Source organism: Streptomyces sp. NPDC007088 (genome assembly GCF_042869355.1).
Lineage (GTDB): Bacteria > Actinomycetota > Actinomycetes > Streptomycetales > Streptomycetaceae > Streptomyces.
In genome coordinates, this window is the sequence record NZ_JBIAFO010000011.1 from 239,120 (window position 1) to 253,504 (window position 14,385).

At 74.1% G+C, this 14,385-nt stretch carries 13 protein-coding genes; 5 read left to right on the forward strand and 8 right to left on the reverse strand.

Translation table 11 applies throughout. The features are described from left to right. Nucleotides 1–53 precede the first annotated feature (53 nt). From folK to ACFYMP_RS19740, 5 genes are all read right to left on the reverse strand, one after another. Entirely contained in the window at nucleotides 54–662 is a 609-nt protein-coding gene (folK, locus tag ACFYMP_RS19720; protein WP_363149783.1) for a 2-amino-4-hydroxy-6-hydroxymethyldihydropteridine diphosphokinase, read from the reverse strand. Next, nucleotides 659–1,018 carry a dihydroneopterin aldolase gene (gene folB / locus ACFYMP_RS19725; RefSeq protein ID WP_388858878.1) on the reverse strand — a complete coding sequence of 120 codons (360 nt, stop codon included), beginning with the start codon at nucleotides 1,016–1,018 and terminating at the stop codon, nucleotides 659–661. Before folB ends, folK begins: the two co-directional genes overlap by 4 nt. A gap of 387 nt (nucleotides 1,019–1,405) precedes the next feature. Further along, a complete protein-coding gene (locus ACFYMP_RS19730) occupies nucleotides 1,406–1,936 on the reverse strand; it encodes a nuclear transport factor 2 family protein (RefSeq protein ID WP_388858881.1) in 531 nt (176 codons plus the stop codon). After that, on the reverse strand, nucleotides 1,933–2,793 hold the full coding sequence (gene folP, locus ACFYMP_RS19735) for a dihydropteroate synthase (RefSeq protein ID WP_388858884.1): 861 nt from the start codon (nucleotides 2,791–2,793) through the stop codon (nucleotides 1,933–1,935). Before folP ends, ACFYMP_RS19730 begins: the two co-directional genes overlap by 4 nt. Nucleotides 2,794–2,855: 62 nt before the next feature. Beyond that, complete coding sequence (locus tag ACFYMP_RS19740; protein ID WP_388858887.1) at nucleotides 2,856–4,937, reverse strand: phosphatidylglycerol lysyltransferase domain-containing protein; 2,082 nt, start codon at nucleotides 4,935–4,937, stop codon at nucleotides 2,856–2,858. Nucleotides 4,938–5,239: 302 nt separating this feature from the next. Between ACFYMP_RS19740 and ACFYMP_RS19745 the strand changes: the two genes are divergently transcribed. Beyond that, a complete protein-coding gene (locus ACFYMP_RS19745) occupies nucleotides 5,240–6,403 on the forward strand; it encodes an alpha/beta hydrolase (protein WP_388859036.1) in 1,164 nt (387 codons plus the stop codon). Between the two features lie 102 nt (nucleotides 6,404–6,505). Here the strand turns inward: ACFYMP_RS19745 and ACFYMP_RS19750 are convergent, their stop codons facing one another. Then, nucleotides 6,506–7,669 carry an ABC transporter ATP-binding protein gene (locus tag ACFYMP_RS19750; RefSeq protein WP_388858890.1) on the reverse strand — a complete coding sequence of 388 codons (1,164 nt, stop codon included), beginning with the start codon at nucleotides 7,667–7,669 and terminating at the stop codon, nucleotides 6,506–6,508. A gap of 317 nt (nucleotides 7,670–7,986) precedes the next feature. Here ACFYMP_RS19750 and ACFYMP_RS19755 point away from each other — a divergent pair, with 317 nt between their 5' ends. The 4 genes from ACFYMP_RS19755 to ACFYMP_RS19770 all read left to right on the forward strand — a co-directional run bounded on the left by ACFYMP_RS19755 (nucleotide 7,987) and on the right by ACFYMP_RS19770 (nucleotide 12,071). Continuing rightward, nucleotides 7,987–8,718, forward strand: coding sequence for an ABC transporter permease (locus ACFYMP_RS19755; RefSeq protein WP_388858893.1), 732 nt, complete (start codon nucleotides 7,987–7,989; stop codon nucleotides 8,716–8,718). Further along, complete coding sequence (locus ACFYMP_RS19760) at nucleotides 8,715–9,449, forward strand: ABC transporter permease (RefSeq protein WP_388858896.1); 735 nt, start codon at nucleotides 8,715–8,717, stop codon at nucleotides 9,447–9,449. The genes ACFYMP_RS19755 and ACFYMP_RS19760 overlap by 4 nt, the downstream gene beginning before the upstream one ends. A gap of 144 nt (nucleotides 9,450–9,593) precedes the next feature. Then, nucleotides 9,594–10,595, forward strand: coding sequence for an ABC transporter substrate-binding protein (locus ACFYMP_RS19765; protein WP_388858899.1), 1,002 nt, complete (start codon nucleotides 9,594–9,596; stop codon nucleotides 10,593–10,595). Between the two features lie 438 nt (nucleotides 10,596–11,033). Beyond that, nucleotides 11,034–12,071, forward strand: a complete 1,038-nt coding sequence (locus tag ACFYMP_RS19770) for a hypothetical protein (RefSeq protein WP_388858901.1) — start codon at nucleotides 11,034–11,036, stop codon at nucleotides 12,069–12,071. 185 nt (nucleotides 12,072–12,256) lie between these two features. On the opposite strand, the gene ACFYMP_RS19775 is transcribed toward ACFYMP_RS19770, so the two are convergent. Together ACFYMP_RS19775 and ACFYMP_RS19780 are read right to left on the reverse strand one after the other, a co-directional pair. Next, nucleotides 12,257–13,579, reverse strand: coding sequence for a PH domain-containing protein (locus ACFYMP_RS19775; RefSeq protein WP_388859039.1), 1,323 nt, complete (start codon nucleotides 13,577–13,579; stop codon nucleotides 12,257–12,259). Between the two features lie 251 nt (nucleotides 13,580–13,830). Further along, complete coding sequence (locus ACFYMP_RS19780) at nucleotides 13,831–14,373, reverse strand: PH domain-containing protein (RefSeq protein ID WP_388858904.1); 543 nt, start codon at nucleotides 14,371–14,373, stop codon at nucleotides 13,831–13,833. Between the last annotated feature and the right edge of the window lie 12 nt (nucleotides 14,374–14,385).

Here is a 14,385-nt window from a genome sequence, read left to right on the forward strand (position 1 = left end):
CGCCTTCCCGCGCCGGGCCCGGCCCGGCGTCACCGCCTCATCGACCCTAACGGCTATTCGGGGACGACCAGTTCCAGGTCGGTGCGCGGGGCGATGCCGGCGCGGGTGACGGAGGCGAGCAGTTCGGTGACCTCGCCGCGGCCGGGCAGGGTCGCCTCGGGGTCGATGTCGTGCCAGGGGGCGAGGACGAAGGCGCGTTCGTGGGCGCGCGGGTGGGGCAGGGTGAGGACCGGGTCGTCGGAGACGACGTCGGCGTACGTGACGATGTCCACGTCGATGGTGCGCGGCCCCCAGTGCTCGGCGCGCTCGCGGTGGAAGGCCTCCTCCACGGCGTGCGCGCGCTCCAGCAGCGAGGAGGGGGGCAGGGTGGTGCGGATCACGACGACGGCGTTGAAGTACGAGGGCTGGCTGCCCGGTTCGACGCCCCAGGGCTCCGTCTCGTAGACCGGGGAGACGGCCTTGACCCGCAGGCCCGGGGTGTCCTCCAGCGCGTCGATGGCGCCCTGGAGGGTCTCCAGACGGTTGCCCAGGTTGCTGCCGAGCGCGACGACGGCCCGGTGCGGGTTGGAGAGGGTGGTGTCCGCCGCGTCCACCCGCTCGACCACGGAGGCGGGCACCGGCTGGACGGTGGGGTCGCCCTGGCCCTGGTCAAATGCAGTCATACTCGGCTCCGGCTGATGGTGACGGTCACATCGTCGAAGGGCACGGTGACGGGGGCGGACGGTTTGTGCACGCACACCTCCACTTCCTGTACCCCTTCGTGCTTGAGGCAGCTCGCCGCGATGCGTTCGGCGAGTGTCTCGATGAGGTCGACGGGCTCGCCCTCGACGATCGCGACGACCTCTTCGGCGACCACTCCGTAGTGCACGGTCTTCGTCAGGTCGTCCTCGGCGGCGGCCGCGCGGGTGTCGAGCCCCAGGGTGACGTCGACGAGGAAGGTCTGGCCCTCCTCGCGCTCCTGCGGGAAGACGCCGTGGTGTCCCCGGGCCCGCAGGCCCCGCAGCGCGACACGGTCCACGCGAATCACTCCAGCTGTCGTCGGTCTCGGTGGCCGCGCCGGTGAGTCCGGGACACGGCGCGGTCGACTGCGTGCGGCGCAGTCGACACCCTGATGCGTTCGAATCTACCCGCGCGCTCGGACAGGCCGCGCCGACGGGTGTCCCGGACGCGGCTCGTCGGGACGGCACGGAGGGCGTGCCGCCGATGTCCGACGCCCCTACCCAGTCGTCCGGTGATCCAATCCAGGGGCGGGCTCCGGGGCGGGCCCGCGGGGGAGACCGGGAGGGGGCTCCGGGGCGGTCTCCCGGGCCGTCGTGTGCCGTGGGCCTTCGGGGTGGACTCCCGGGTCCTCTCCGGCCGTGGGCCCTCGGGGTCGGGTGGGGCGCCGGGAGTCAGGTGCCGCCGGTCAGGCCGGTGTGGCGTCGCCGGGGCCTCCCGGGCCGCCCGGTTCGCCGTCGGTCCCGTCCTCGTCGTCCTCGTCCTCGTCGGAGGAGGTCAGGACCGGCGAGGAGTGGTGCGACCACAGCTTCCAGCCGTCGCTCGTGCGGCGGAACACGTTGGTGGCGACGACGAGCTGGCCGATGAGCGGGCCGGGCCCCTCCTCGTCCTCCTGGGCGGGGGCGCCGCTGAGGATGTTCTCGGTGCAGGTCAGCAGCGCGGTCGCGCCGTGCACGCTGACGGTGACGTCGGTCAGGAAGAACTGGATGTACTCCGTGTTGGCCATGATCAGCGCGTAGCTGCGCAGGACCTCGCCGCGCCCGTTCAGTACCGGCCAGCCGGGGTGCACGCAGGACACGTCGGAGCCGTCACCGTCGTTGACGTCGTCGGTGGTGTCGATCCACAGTCCGGACAGCGCGTCGAAGTCGCCGCTCTCCACCGCCGCGTAGTAGGCCGCGTTCGCCTGCTCGACCTCCTCGGCCGCCGTGCGGGCCGTCATCGGGCCGCCTCCACGGCCCGCACCACGCGCACCGCGTCGGCGCTCGCGCGGACCTCGTGGACCCGCACGCCCCAGGCGCCCGCGCTCGCGGCCAGCGTGGTGACCGCCGCCGTCGCGGCGTCCCGTTCGCGGGCCGGTGGGGGGCTCGCGTCCTGGCCGGCGAGGACCCGGCCGAGGAAGCGTTTGCGGGAGGCGGCCACGAGCAGCGGCCGGCCCAGTTCCCGCAGCCGGTCCAGGTGCGCGACGAGGGCGAGGTCGTGTCCGGCCTGCTTCGCGAAGCCGAGGCCGGGATCGACCAGGACGCGCTCGGGCGCGACGCCGCCCTCGACGACCGCCTCGACGCGCTGCCGCAGCTCCGTGAGGACCTCGCCGACGACGTCGGCGTAGACGGCCCGCTGGTTCATGCCCTCGCTGAAGCCGCGCCAGTGCATGACAACGAACGGGGCGTTCGCCGCCGCCACGACGGGGACCATCGCGGGGTCGGCGAGACCGCCGCTGACGTCGTTGACGAGGACCGCCCCGGCCGTGAGGGACTGCTCGGCGACGCTCGCCCGCATCGTGTCGACGGACACGGACACCCCTTCGGAGACGAGTCCGCGTACGACGGGCAGGACGCGGCGCAGTTCCTCCGCCTCGTCGACGCGGGGGGCGCCGGGGCGGGTGGACTCCCCGCCCACGTCCACGAGGTCGGCTCCCTCGGCCACGAGTTCCAGGCCGTGCTTGACGGCGGCGGTGGTGTCGAACCAGTGCCCGCCGTCGGAGAAGGAGTCGGGGGTCACGTTCACGACCCCCATGACCGCGCACCGGTCCCACTCGGGCAGACCCTCGACGCGACCGCGCCCTCGCAACGTACTCATGAGGTCAGCGTAGGCGGTCGGGGTGCCGGGCGCGGCGGGGCGCGAGCGCGCGTACCGGCCGGTCAGGCGGCCCTTGCCGGGGAGCGGTCGGGCTCCCGCGGCCCGGCGGGGCGGGCCCGGCGGCGCGGCGCGCGCAGCGGCGGGAGGCTCAGGAAACCCTCGGCGCGCAGCGCGGCGAGCCCGATGCGCGGCAGGTCACGGCTCGCGCCGAAGACGACGTACCGCGGTTCCCAGCGCGGCTGGAACTTGGCGTTGAAGCGGTACAGCGACTCGATCTGGAACCAGCGGGAGAGGAAGACCAGCAGCCCGCGCCAGGCGCGCAGGACCGGTCCCGCGCCGATGCGCTCGCCCCGGGCGAGGGCGGCGCGGAACATCGCGAAGTTGAGCGAGACCCGGCGCACCCCGAGCGCCGGGGCGGCCCGCAGCGCCGCGACGATCAGCAGTTCGTTCATGCCGGGGTCGGCCGCGCGGTCGCGGCGCATGAGGTCGAGCGAGACGCCGTCGGGCCCCCAGGGCACGAAGTGCAGGACCGCCTTGAGGTCGCCGTACGGGGAGGAGGGCTGCCCGGTCTCCGGGTGCGCGGGGCCGGCCGGTTCGGCGCGGTGGGCGGTGGCGATCAGGCAGTCGCCGTCCCCGGGGTTGCCGAGACGGCCCAGCGCCATCGAGAAGCCGCGTTCGGTGTTGCTGCCGCGCCAGTGCGCGGCGGCGGCCGTGATCCGGTCCAGTTCCTCGGCGGGGACCTCGGACACGCGGCGCACCCGGGTCTCGTACCCGGCGCGTTCGATGCGGGTCACCATCTGGCGCACGTTGCGCATCGCGCGGCCGGACAGGGAGAACCCCGCGGTGTCCACGACGGCCTCGTCACCGATCTCCAGGGCGTCGAGACCGGCCTCGCGGGACCAGACGAGGGCACCGGTCTCGCCGCAGCCCATGACGGCGGGCGTCCAGGAGTGCGCCTTCGCCTCGGCGAGGAAGCGTTCGACGGCGCCCGGCCACGCCTCGACGTCTCCGATCGGATCACCGCTGGCGAGCATCACCCCGGAGACGACGCGGTAGCACACGGCGGCCTTGCCGCTCGGTGAGAACAGGACGCTCTTGTCGCGGCGCAGCGCGAAGTGGCCGAGCGAGTCGCGGGCGCCGTGCCGCTCCAGCAGGGCGCGCAGCCGCTCCTCGTCCCGCGCGTCGAGCCGGGCCACCGGGTGCTCGGGGCGCAGCGCGAAGTACAGGGTGGTGACGGCGGTGAGCAGGCCGAGCGCGCCGAGCGAGGTGCCCACCGTCCAGGAGGTCGTGTTGTCGTAACCGACGGGCCCCTCGATGCCGACGAGTCCGAGCAGGACGTGCCGCAGCCGGGTGCCGAGGCCGGGGTGGCCGTGGACGCGGCCCGGGTGGGCGCTGACGATGAGCAGCCCGAGCAGGACGGAACCGCTGCCGAGGACGGCGAAGTTGGCCAGGGCCCGCCAGCGGCCGCGCGGGTCGGGCAGGGCCTGGAACTGGGCGCGGTGGCGCCACAGTACGGCCAGGAGGACGAGCGGGATGAGGATGCCGCACAGCGAGTGCCGGTACACGTACTGGGCGGCGGCGCCGACCGGGAGCAGGACCACGGCCGCCTGCCAGGCCCGCCGTTTTCCGCGCCGCAGACCGTGGGCGAGGAGCAGGAGCAGGATGCCGGCGCTCAGGGCGAGCGCGGCGGCGAAGGGGCCGAGGGTTCCGGGCAGCACCTCGGCCAGGCTGTGCATCCAGCTGTGCCGGAAACGGGGGAAGACCGCGGCCGCGACGTCCAGCAGGCCCACCAGGGTGCCCGCGCCGGAGACGAGCGCCGGGACGGACTCGGGGCGGGGGCCGGGGAGCGTGAGGCGTCGCCCGCCAGAGGCGGCCGACGCGGATGTTTCACGTGAAACATCCGCTGTGGCCGCCTTGTTCGCTTCGTTGGCCTTGTTGGCCTTGTACGCCTCGTTGTTCTTGCTGGTGGCTTCGGTGGCTTCGGTGGCTCCGGTCGCTCCAGTGGGTCCGGTCGCTCCTGCGGTTTGGTTGGCTTCACGGGCTGTCTTGTCGACTTCGCCCGACCTGGCGGCCGGGATTCGGGCGCTGCCCGTGGGGCTCGGGGGAACCCCGGTGCCGCGTACCCCATCTACTTCCACAGACATCGCATTCCCGTACATGTGCCAACGGACGTGTACACCGGCTGCCAAGAGCTGCATTCGGCGAATTTCGCTCGTTAGGACGCTGGATACGGGAGGCGGGTTCACTCCGGACGGCAATCCGTCCGGAAAAGAGCGAGTGACGCCGGACAGTCACGGCGGAGAAGCGGCCGCAACGCGGCGGGTCGTCGCGTACGCCCCGGGCGGGACCGGTCCGTGTGGCGGAGGAGAGACGTGGGCGGGCGAGAACCAGGGCGTGGGCGCGGCGGAGCGCGAGGGACGGACGCGGTGAAGGCGTGGGGTGGGTCGTGGGCCTGACGGGGCGTGGGATTCTCGTCACGGCCGCTCTCCTGACGCTGGTGTTCTTCGTGGGCACGCTGTGGGTGTGGCCCCGGCTGGCCCGTACCTCCTGGCGTTCGGTGCTGGGGCGGGCCGGTCTGCTCGTGACCACGCAGGCCCTGCTGTTCGCTGTCGTGGCGCTCGCCGTGAACCAGACCTTCGGGTTCTACGCCTCCTGGGCCGACCTGCTGGGCCGCGAGCGGACACCCGGGGTCGTCGTCGACCAGAGCGCGGCCCCGGCGCGGCCGGGGGCGTCCGGGGCGGTGGACGTGAGCGGACGCGACGCGGCCGTACGGGTCCTGGGCGAGGACCCGGTGCCCGGCGGGGGCGGGGCGCGGAGCGGCGGGCGGATCGAGCGTGTGGAGATCGCGGGCCGCGCCTCGCGGATCGCGAGCCCGGCGCTCGTCTATCTGCCGCCCGAGTACTTCCAGCCGCGGTGGCGCGACTACCGCTTTCCCGCCGTCACCGTCCTGACCGGCTACCCCGGTACGGCCTCGGCGCTGGTCACGGGGCTGCGCTACCCGCAGACGCTGCGCGCGGAGGTGCGGGCGGGGCGGGCCGGGCCCATGGTGCTGGTCATGCTGCGGCCCACGGTCGCCCCGCCGCGTGACACCGAGTGCGTCGACGTACCGGGCGGGCCCGCCGTCGAGACCTACTTCGCGAAGGACCTGCCGCGCGCCGTGGCCGGGCACTACCGCGTGGCGCGGCCGGGGGAGGGCTGGGGCGCGGTGGGCGATTCGACGGGCGGCTACTGCGCGTTGAAGCTCGCCGTGCACCACCCCGGGATCTACGCGGCGGGCGCCGGTCTCTCCGCGTACTACCGGGCGGCCGAGGACCCCACGACGGGGGACCTGTTCCACGGGGACGCGTCCTCGCGCCGCCGCGCCGACCTGCTGCGGGTGCTGCGCGAGTCGCCCCCGCCGCGTACGTCCCTGCTGGTCAGCAGCAGCCGGCACGGGGAGGACAACTACGCGCAGACCAGGGAGCTGCTGGGCCTCGTACGGCCGCCGACCCGGGTCTCCTCGGTCATCCTGGACAGCGGCGGCCACAACTTCACGACGTGGCGCCGGGAGATCCCCGCGACCCTGCGCTGGCTGAGCGAACGGCTCGGAACGCCGGGGGAGGCGCGCTGATCGGAACGCCGGGGGAGGCGCGCCGAGAGGGTGGGTGGCCGCTGTGCGCGGGGCTCCGGTGGCCGCTCCTCGCGGGGGCGGCCGCCGGAGCCCCGCGCGGGCTCACACCCCGTTGACCGTCTCCAGTTCGACCTCGGCGCGGGCGAGGTCGCGGGCGTCGGCGGCCGTGGAGCGGCGCAGCGCCTCGTGCAGCCGGGCCGGGGTGAGGACGCCGAGGAAGGCGCCGCCCTCGCTCTCGTCGGTCACCGCGATCCAGCCGGCGTCGTGCTGGAGCATCGTCGAGAACGCCTGCTTGAGCGTCGCGCCGACCGGGAGCCACGCCTCCATGCGGCGCACCCGGTCGCCGACGACCCCGTCCGCGCGCGCGTGTTCCGCGCCGATCCAGCCGCGCAGGGCGCCCTCCGCGTCGAGGACGACGGCCCAGCGCGCGTCCTCGGCGGCCAGCCGGTCCGCGACGGCGCTCAGCGGGTCGTCCAGGCGCAGGACGGGGGGCTGTTCGAGGTCGCCGGGCTCGATCGGGGTCACCGAGAGGCGTTTGAGGCCGCGGTCCGCGCCCACGAAGTCGGCGACGTAAGGGGTGGCGGGGGAGCCGAGGACGGTGCTCGGCGTGTCGAACTGCTCGATGCGGCCCTGCCCGTAGACGGCGATGCGGTCGCCGAGGCGGACGGCCTCCTCGATGTCGTGGGTGACGAACAGCACGGTCTTGTGGACGGCGGCCTGTAGCCGCAGGAACTCCGACTGGAGCCGTTCACGCACGACGGGGTCGACGGCGCCGAAGGGCTCGTCCATCAGGAGCACCGGGGGATCGGCGGCCAGGGCGCGGGCCACCCCCACGCGCTGGCGCTGCCCGCCGGAGAGCTGCTCGGGGTAGCGGTCGCCGAAGACCGCGGGGTCCAGGCCCACGAGGTCGAGGAGTTCGGCGGCGCGGGCCCGCGCCTTCGCCTTCTTCCAGCCCAGCAGGTGCGGCACGGTGGCCGTGTTGTCCAGCACCGACTTGTGCGGGAAGAGACCGACCTGCTGGATCACGTAGCCGATGCGGCGCCGCAGTTCGACGGGGTCGACGCCCGCTATGTCCTCACCGTCCAGGAATATCCGGCCCTCGGTGGGTTCGATGAGCCGGTTCACCATCTTCATCGTCGTGGTCTTACCGCAGCCCGAGGGGCCGACGAGTGTGACGAGTTCGCCCTCCGCGACCTCGAAGGAAAGGCCGTCCACAGCCGTGGTGCCGTCCTCGTACCGCTTGCTGACCTGCTCGAACCGGATCATGGGTCCCCATTGTGGCGGGTTGTTTGTGAAGACAGTGTTGCCGCTCGTTGCCGGAATACGACGGTTCCGCCGATTGTCCGAGGCGAGGGTTAGGGTCGCGCATGAGTCGTTCGTCCGTGCGAGCGCGGCCGGCCGGCGTGTGGCGTCCGTCCCCGCCGGCGGGGAGGGCTCGTATCCGTGCCGCGAGGCGCGTCCCGCACGGGCGCGCCAGGTCACGGTAGCGACGCGGTGCGATTGGCGCACCGACGGGCGGGTAGCCGGACGGCTGTTCTCGGGAGGTCCGGGGGCTCCAAGACGCTGGGGGAGGTGGGTCGCGCGTGAGCGGACAGAACTGCATGGTCACCAATGAGTGGATCTGCGGCGAGTATCTGCGGACCCGCAGCCAGGAACTGGTCGACGCGACGGTGCAACACGTCCTGATCACGGTGGTGTCGGTGGCCCTCGGGCTCCTGGTGGCCCTGCCGCTCGCGCTGCTCGCGCGCCGCAGCAGGGCCTTCGCCGGACCGATCCTCGGTGTCACGACGATCCTCTACACGATCCCCTCGCTCGCGATGTTCTCGCTGCTGCTGCCGGTGTTCGGGCTCTCGGCCGCCCTCGTGGTCACGGGCCTGGTCCTGTACTCGCTGACGATCCTCGTGCGCAACATCCTCGTGGGCCTCTCCTCGGTCCCCGAGGAGGCGAGGGAGGCGGCCCGCGGTATGGGATACGGGCCCTGGCGGCTGCTGTGGGAGGTGGAACTCCCGCTGTCCCTGCCCGCGCTGCTGGGCGGGGTGCGCATCGCGACGGTCTCGACGGTCGCGCTCACCACGGTCGGCGCCATCGTGGACTACGGGGGCCTGGGCACCCTGATCCTCGACGGGCTCGACACCACCTTCAAGGCCCAGGTGCTCACGGCCTCGGTGCTGTGTGTGGTCCTCGCGATCCTCGCCGACGTTTTGCTGCTGGGCGTGCAGCGGCTGCTGACGCCGTGGACCCGGGCCCGCCGGCCGCGGCGCCCCGTTCCGCAGGCCGCCCCGGCCGCGCGGCCCGACCCGGCGGAGGCGATATGAACGAGCTGACCGGCGCCTGGACCTGGCTCACCACCGGCTCCCACTGGCAGGGCGAGAACGGGGTGCCGCACCGCCTCCTGGAACACCTGTGGTTCACCGGGGCCTCGCTCCTCGTCGCCTGCGCGATCGCGCTGCCGATCGCGCTGACCCTCGGCCACCTCGGCAAGGGCGGCGCCCTCGCCGTCAACATCTCCAACGTGGGGCGGGCGGTGCCCACGCTGGCGCTGCTGGCCCTGTTGTCGATCACCCCGCTGCGGCAGTACGGCGAGGTGCCGACGCTCATCGCGCTGGTCCTGTTCGCGATCCCGCCCGTCCTCACCAACGCGTACATCGGGATGCGGGAGGCCGACCGCTCGGTGGTCGAGGCGGCGCGCGGCATGGGTATGAGCGGGCGGCAGGTGTTCGGCCAGGTCGAGGTGGTGCTCGCCTTCCCGCTGATCATGACGGGCGTACGCAGCGCCGCGGTGCAGACCGTGGCCACCGCGACGCTCGCCGCGATCCCGGGTGGTGGCGGGCTCGGCCGGATCATCACCGCCGGGTTCAACCTCCAGAACACCGCGCAGGTCGTGGCGGGCGCCCTGCTCGTGGCCGCTCTCGCCCTGCTCCTCGAAGGGCTCCTGGTGGCCCTCGCCCGCGTCGGCGACCCGATGCGGCGCCGTACCCGCCGGAGGACCCCCGGCCGGGGCACCGGGGCGCCCGAGGTGCCGACGGCCTCCACGGCGGGCGCCTGAGCGCCCGTCCGGTTCCCGGCCCCGGGACCCGGACGCCGCCCCCGGCCCGGTTTCTCGCCTCGCTCCACGTCACCACGCTTCCGTCCCGTCCCATCAGCCCTACCCGGCCCTTCCCGGGCCGTTCGACACCCCCATGGAGATCGCATGTACAGGAACTCGCGCCGTGCGCGCATGGCCGGAGCGGTCCTCGCGACCGCGACGCTGGCCGCGGGGCTCACCGCGTGCGGCGGCGACAGCCTGGAGGACTCCGGGAAGGGGTCCTCCGACAAGGTGTCCAGCGGCTCGGACAGCGGCTCGGGCAACGGGAAGAAGGGCTCGCTGGTGATCGGCGCGGCCCGCTTCACCGAGGCCAAGGTGCTCGCCGAGCTGTACGCCGGAGTCCTCGCGGACGCCGGGTACAGCACGTCCGTCAAGACCGTGCAGAACCGCGAGGTCTACGAGCCGGAGCTGCGCAAGGGCTCCATCGACGTCGTCCCCGAGTACGCGGCGACGCTCGCCGAATGGCTCAACCACGCGAAGAACGGCGAGAAGGCGGAGCCGGTCGCCTCCAGCGACATCGGCAAGACCGTCGAGGCGCTCAACAAGCTCGCGGAACCGGAGGGGATCAAAGCGCTTCCCGCCGGGGAGGCCGTCGACCAGAACGCCTTCGTCGTGACGAAGGAATTCGCGGACAAGAACAAGCTCAAGACGCTTTCCGATCTGGGAAAGTCGAAGCTCAAGGTCAAGATCGCGGCCGGCGACGAATGCGCGACCCGCCCGTTCTGCGCACCCGGACTCACGAAGACCTACGGCATCGACGTCACCGGCATCGACCCGAAGGGCGTCGGCACGCCCCAGTCGAAGCAGGCCGTCAAGGACGGCACGGACCAGCTCGCGCTGACCACGACGACCGACGCGACCCTGGAGAGCTACGGCCTGGTGGTCCTGGAGGACGACAAGAAGCTCCAGAACGCGGACAACATCCTCCCCGTGGTCAACGCCAAGGACGCGGGGGGCCAGGAGATAGCCGACGCCCTCGGCGAACTGACGAAGACGCTCACGACCGAGGACCTCGTGGACCTCAACCGCAAGGTCGACGCCGAGCGGCTCAAGGAGAAGGACGTCGCGGCGGACTACCTGAAGTCCAAGGGCCTGATCAAGAAGTAGGCCGGGCGGGCGGGGGACCGGTGGGAGGCATCGCTCCCACCGGTCCCCTCGCCGGGTGAAACCGTCCTGCGGGCCGGTCCCTGCGGGTCGGTCCCTGCGGGTCGGTCCCTGCGGGGCGGATCTGCGGACCGGTCATGCGGGTCGGTCATGCGGATTGGCCATGCGGGTCGGTTCTGCGGTCCCGTCCGGTGCCGGGCGCCCCTATCCCTCGCGGCGCGTCCTCGGGTGCCCGACAGCCGTACTCGGCCGTACTCGGCCGTACTCGGCTGTACTCAGCCGTACTCGGCGTTACTCGGCCCTACTCAGCTGTACTTGGCCGTACTCGATGCGGAATATCCAGATCCGTAAGTGCGGGCCCGGGAAACATCCGGAACTGACGGGCCAACAGATTTCGGGCCGGGGGTCCGTAAATCGCCTACGCGCGGTAAGTTTCTGGCCATGCCACACGGACGTCACCGCCATTCCCCTCCCCTGCACCGGCTGATGCCTCCCACGACCATCGCCGTGGTGGCCGTCCTGGGCGCCGGCGGTACCTGGGTCAGTTCACAAGCCCTCGTCCTGCGCGCCCTGGCCGGGGTCGTGGCGCTCGCCGCGCTGGCCGGTGCTCTCGTCATGCGGCGTTGGGACAGCGTCGCCGGGCTGCGGGTCGCGGAGCTGTCCCGCGCGCGCGAGGCCGACCGGTGGCGGCACGAGGAACAGGTCGCGGAGCTGGAGAGCGAGCTGGAGGAGTCCCGCGAGCTGCGGGCCAAGCTCGCCGGAAAGCTGCGCGCCAAGCGCGGCGAACTGTCCGCGCTGCGCGGTGAGCACGCGGCGCTGCTGCGCCGGTACGCGACGGCGGAGACCGAGCGGGCCGGCGCCCTCGAAGGCCGCAGGCAGCTCGCCATCGAGGCCGCCACCCCGGCCAGGGCGCTCTCGCCCGCCGTGGCGTCCGCCGGTCCGGCCGCGCTGGTGAACCCCCAGCCCGGTACCGGTGCCACCCCCGCTCGGCCGACCGCCGACCTCTACGCGCGGGCCAACACGGCCCTCGACCGCCTGGCGTCCGGCCCACGCCCCGCCGGGGACGAGGAGCGGGGCGACCCGGTCGCCCTGGCGCCCGCGGTGCCCTTCCCCGCGCCGGTCGCCGCCGCGCCCGTCACACACCGGCGTCCGCAGATCGCCGCCGCGACCGCCGTCGCCCCGTCCCCGCCGGCCCGGCGCAGTCTGCCGCAGGGCGGTTTCGACTTCTTCGGTACGCAGGCGGGGGAGAGCACCGCGCACAGCGAGGCCATCGAGGCCGTCCAGCGCGAGGACCTCGCCGACGTCGTCGGCCACGAGTCCGTCGCGCGGGCCGGAGCGGAGCCCGGGGAGCGGCAGGACGCGGACGGGGCCGGGAGCGGCGACGACGGCGCGGCCCCGGGGGAGGTCATCGACCTGACCGCGCACGACGAGACCGAACAGCTCGACGTCGGCGGACTGCGCCAGGCCATGCGGGCCTGAGCGACCCGCGGACCGAGGAGGACGGCGGGCCCCGCCGGGAGCCACTGAGCGCGCCGGGCCCCGCCGGGAGCCACTGAGCCCGCCGGGCCCCGCCGGGCCACTGGAGAACGACCGGGCGCCGGGGCGCGTACGACGGCGAGGGGCCGCGTACGTGGCCCGGCGCTCTGTCGTACGGCCGGGGGTGGTCAGTCCCCCGTCCCCGGTGCCTCCGGCTCCCGCCCCGCTCGCATCCACTGCTCGGGGAGGGCGAGCCGGCGGCCGGTGCGGGAGCGGTCGGCCTGTTCCAGGAGCAGGGCCCGGGACTCGTCGACGTCCCGCAGGCGCAGCCGTACCGTCTTGTTCGCCCCCGTGTCCACGGCCGCGCCGCCCAGCCGCAGCGCCCGCTCCCAGGGGCCCTGCTCCCAGCGGACGCTCTGCACCTTCGCGTGCGGAACGAGGGAGGTGGTGCGCCGCACCAGTCCGGACCGCGAGACGAGCACCTCGTCCGTGACGGCGAGACCGTGCCCGCGCCACCACAGCGGCAGCCGCCAGCGCGCCCGGCGCGGCGGCCGGGACAGGGCGGTGGGGACGGCGGCCCCGGGCAGGACGCGCGCTATGACCCGCTCGGCCCGTTCGCGTGGCGCGACCGGCACGAGGACGGTGTTCGCCGAGCCCGCGACGTGCAGTTCGACGCGGACCCAGCCGGCCCGCCGCCACAGCACGGGCTCGACGATCCGCACCGTCTGCACCCGGCCGGGCGGCACCGTCTCGTGCGTACGGTCCAGCAGCCCGTGATCCAGGCGCAGCCCGTCGGGAGACTCGCCGACCGTCCAGTCGTACTCGGTGACGAAACGGCGCACCGTCCGCGTCGCCCCGGCCCCGACGATCGGCACGGCCGTGACGAGGATCGACCAGGGGCTGTGCGAGGCGAACCACAGCATCGCCGGGACCAGGACCGCCGCGAGCAGGGTGCCGCCCGTCGAACCGCTCAGCAGGACCGAGAGGGCGAGGCTGCGGGGCGGCACCCGCAGCAGTTCGCGGACCTCCGCCTCGCCGACCTCGCGGGCCGCGTCCGGCGCGAAACCGGCGGCGCGGGCCAGCAGCTCCGCGCGCAGCGCCCTCGCCTCCGGCTCGCCGAGGAAGGCCAGCTCGTCCTTGGACTTCGCGCCGACCACGTCCAGCTTGAGCTTCGCGACCCCCGCGATCCGCGCGAGCAGCGGCTGCGTGATGTCCACGGCCTGGAGGCGGTCCAGGCGGATGTGCGCCGTACGCCGGAACAGCAGGCCGGTGCGGATGCGCAGCTCCGTGTCGGTCACCGCGAAGTGCGTCACCCACCAGGACAGCACGCCCCACAGGCACGCGGCGGGCACCACGACGGCGGCGGCGATCAGGAGGGTGCTGGTCGCGAGGGAGGAGAGCCGCTCGTACGCGCCGTTGGGATCGTGCACGGCCCAGCCCGCGACCACCGCGACCGGCGCCCAGGCCCGGCGCAGGGGCGTGAGCGGATGCAGTCGCCGCTCCGACAGCACCGCTTCGCCGGGACCCGCGCCCGGCTTTCCGGCGCGCCGTCCCCCGGGCCCGGCCCCCGTGCCCTCGGCCTCTGTTCCCTCGTCCCCCGTGCCCTCGGCCCCCGTGCCCTCGTCCTTCGGCTGTCCGGTGCGCGGCCCTGCGGCCCCCGGTATCCCGGGGCCGGTGTCCGCTCCCGCGCGCCCCGGCCTCCCGGGTCCCGGTGCCGCGGGTTCGGGCGCGGCCGGGGCCGGGGCGCCGTCCGCGAGGCCGCTCACAGTCCGGCCGATCGGGCCTGGCCGAGTTCGGTGAGCCGGTCCCGCAGCCGTTCCGCCTCGACGGGCAGCAGCCCGGGGATGCGGGCGTCGGTGGCGGCGGCCGCCGTGTGCAGCTGGACGGTCGCGAGCCCGAAGCGGCGCTCGACCGGGCCCGAGGTCACCTCGACGAGCTGCATCCGCCCGTACGGCACGATCGTCTGCCGGCGCCACAGCACGCCCCGGCTGATGAGCAGGTCGTCGGCGCGCTCCCGGTAGCGCCACGAGCGCCAGTTGCGCCCCAGCACCGGCCAGCCCCAGGCGAGGACGAGCAGCGGGACCAGCGCGAGGAGGGCCCACGCGGGGCCCGCGAACACGCCGAGCGGCACCCCGAGCAGCACGGCGACCGGCACCGCCGCCAGCGCGAGCAGCAGTCGGCGCAGGCCGAGCAGTTGCCGGGGCAGTCCGTGCCAGTCCCCGGCCACCGGTGTCGCGGCGTGCCCGGCGCCGCCCGGTTCGTCTCGCGTCCCGCCGCCCGGTTCGTCTCGCGTCCCCGTCTCCATCGCTCCAGCGTA

Coding starts and splice junctions, on each gene's coding strand:
- folK (WP_363149783.1), bottom strand. CDS start 662: ATGACTGCATTTGACCAGGGCCAGGGCGACCCCACCGTCCAGCCGGTG.
- ACFYMP_RS19730 (WP_388858881.1), bottom strand. CDS start 1,936: ATGACGGCCCGCACGGCGGCCGAGGAGGTCGAGCAGGCGAACGCGGCC.
- folP (WP_388858884.1), bottom strand. CDS start 2,793: ATGAGTACGTTGCGAGGGCGCGGTCGCGTCGAGGGTCTGCCCGAGTGG.
- ACFYMP_RS19740 (WP_388858887.1), bottom strand. CDS start 4,937: ATGTCTGTGGAAGTAGATGGGGTACGCGGCACCGGGGTTCCCCCGAGC.
- ACFYMP_RS19750 (WP_388858890.1), bottom strand. CDS start 7,669: ATGATCCGGTTCGAGCAGGTCAGCAAGCGGTACGAGGACGGCACCACG.
- ACFYMP_RS19760 (WP_388858896.1), top strand. CDS start 8,715: ATGAACGAGCTGACCGGCGCCTGGACCTGGCTCACCACCGGCTCCCAC.
- ACFYMP_RS19765 (WP_388858899.1), top strand. CDS start 9,594: ATGTACAGGAACTCGCGCCGTGCGCGCATGGCCGGAGCGGTCCTCGCG.
- ACFYMP_RS19770 (WP_388858901.1), top strand. CDS start 11,034: ATGCCACACGGACGTCACCGCCATTCCCCTCCCCTGCACCGGCTGATG.
- ACFYMP_RS19780 (WP_388858904.1), bottom strand. CDS start 14,373: ATGGAGACGGGGACGCGAGACGAACCGGGCGGCGGGACGCGAGACGAA.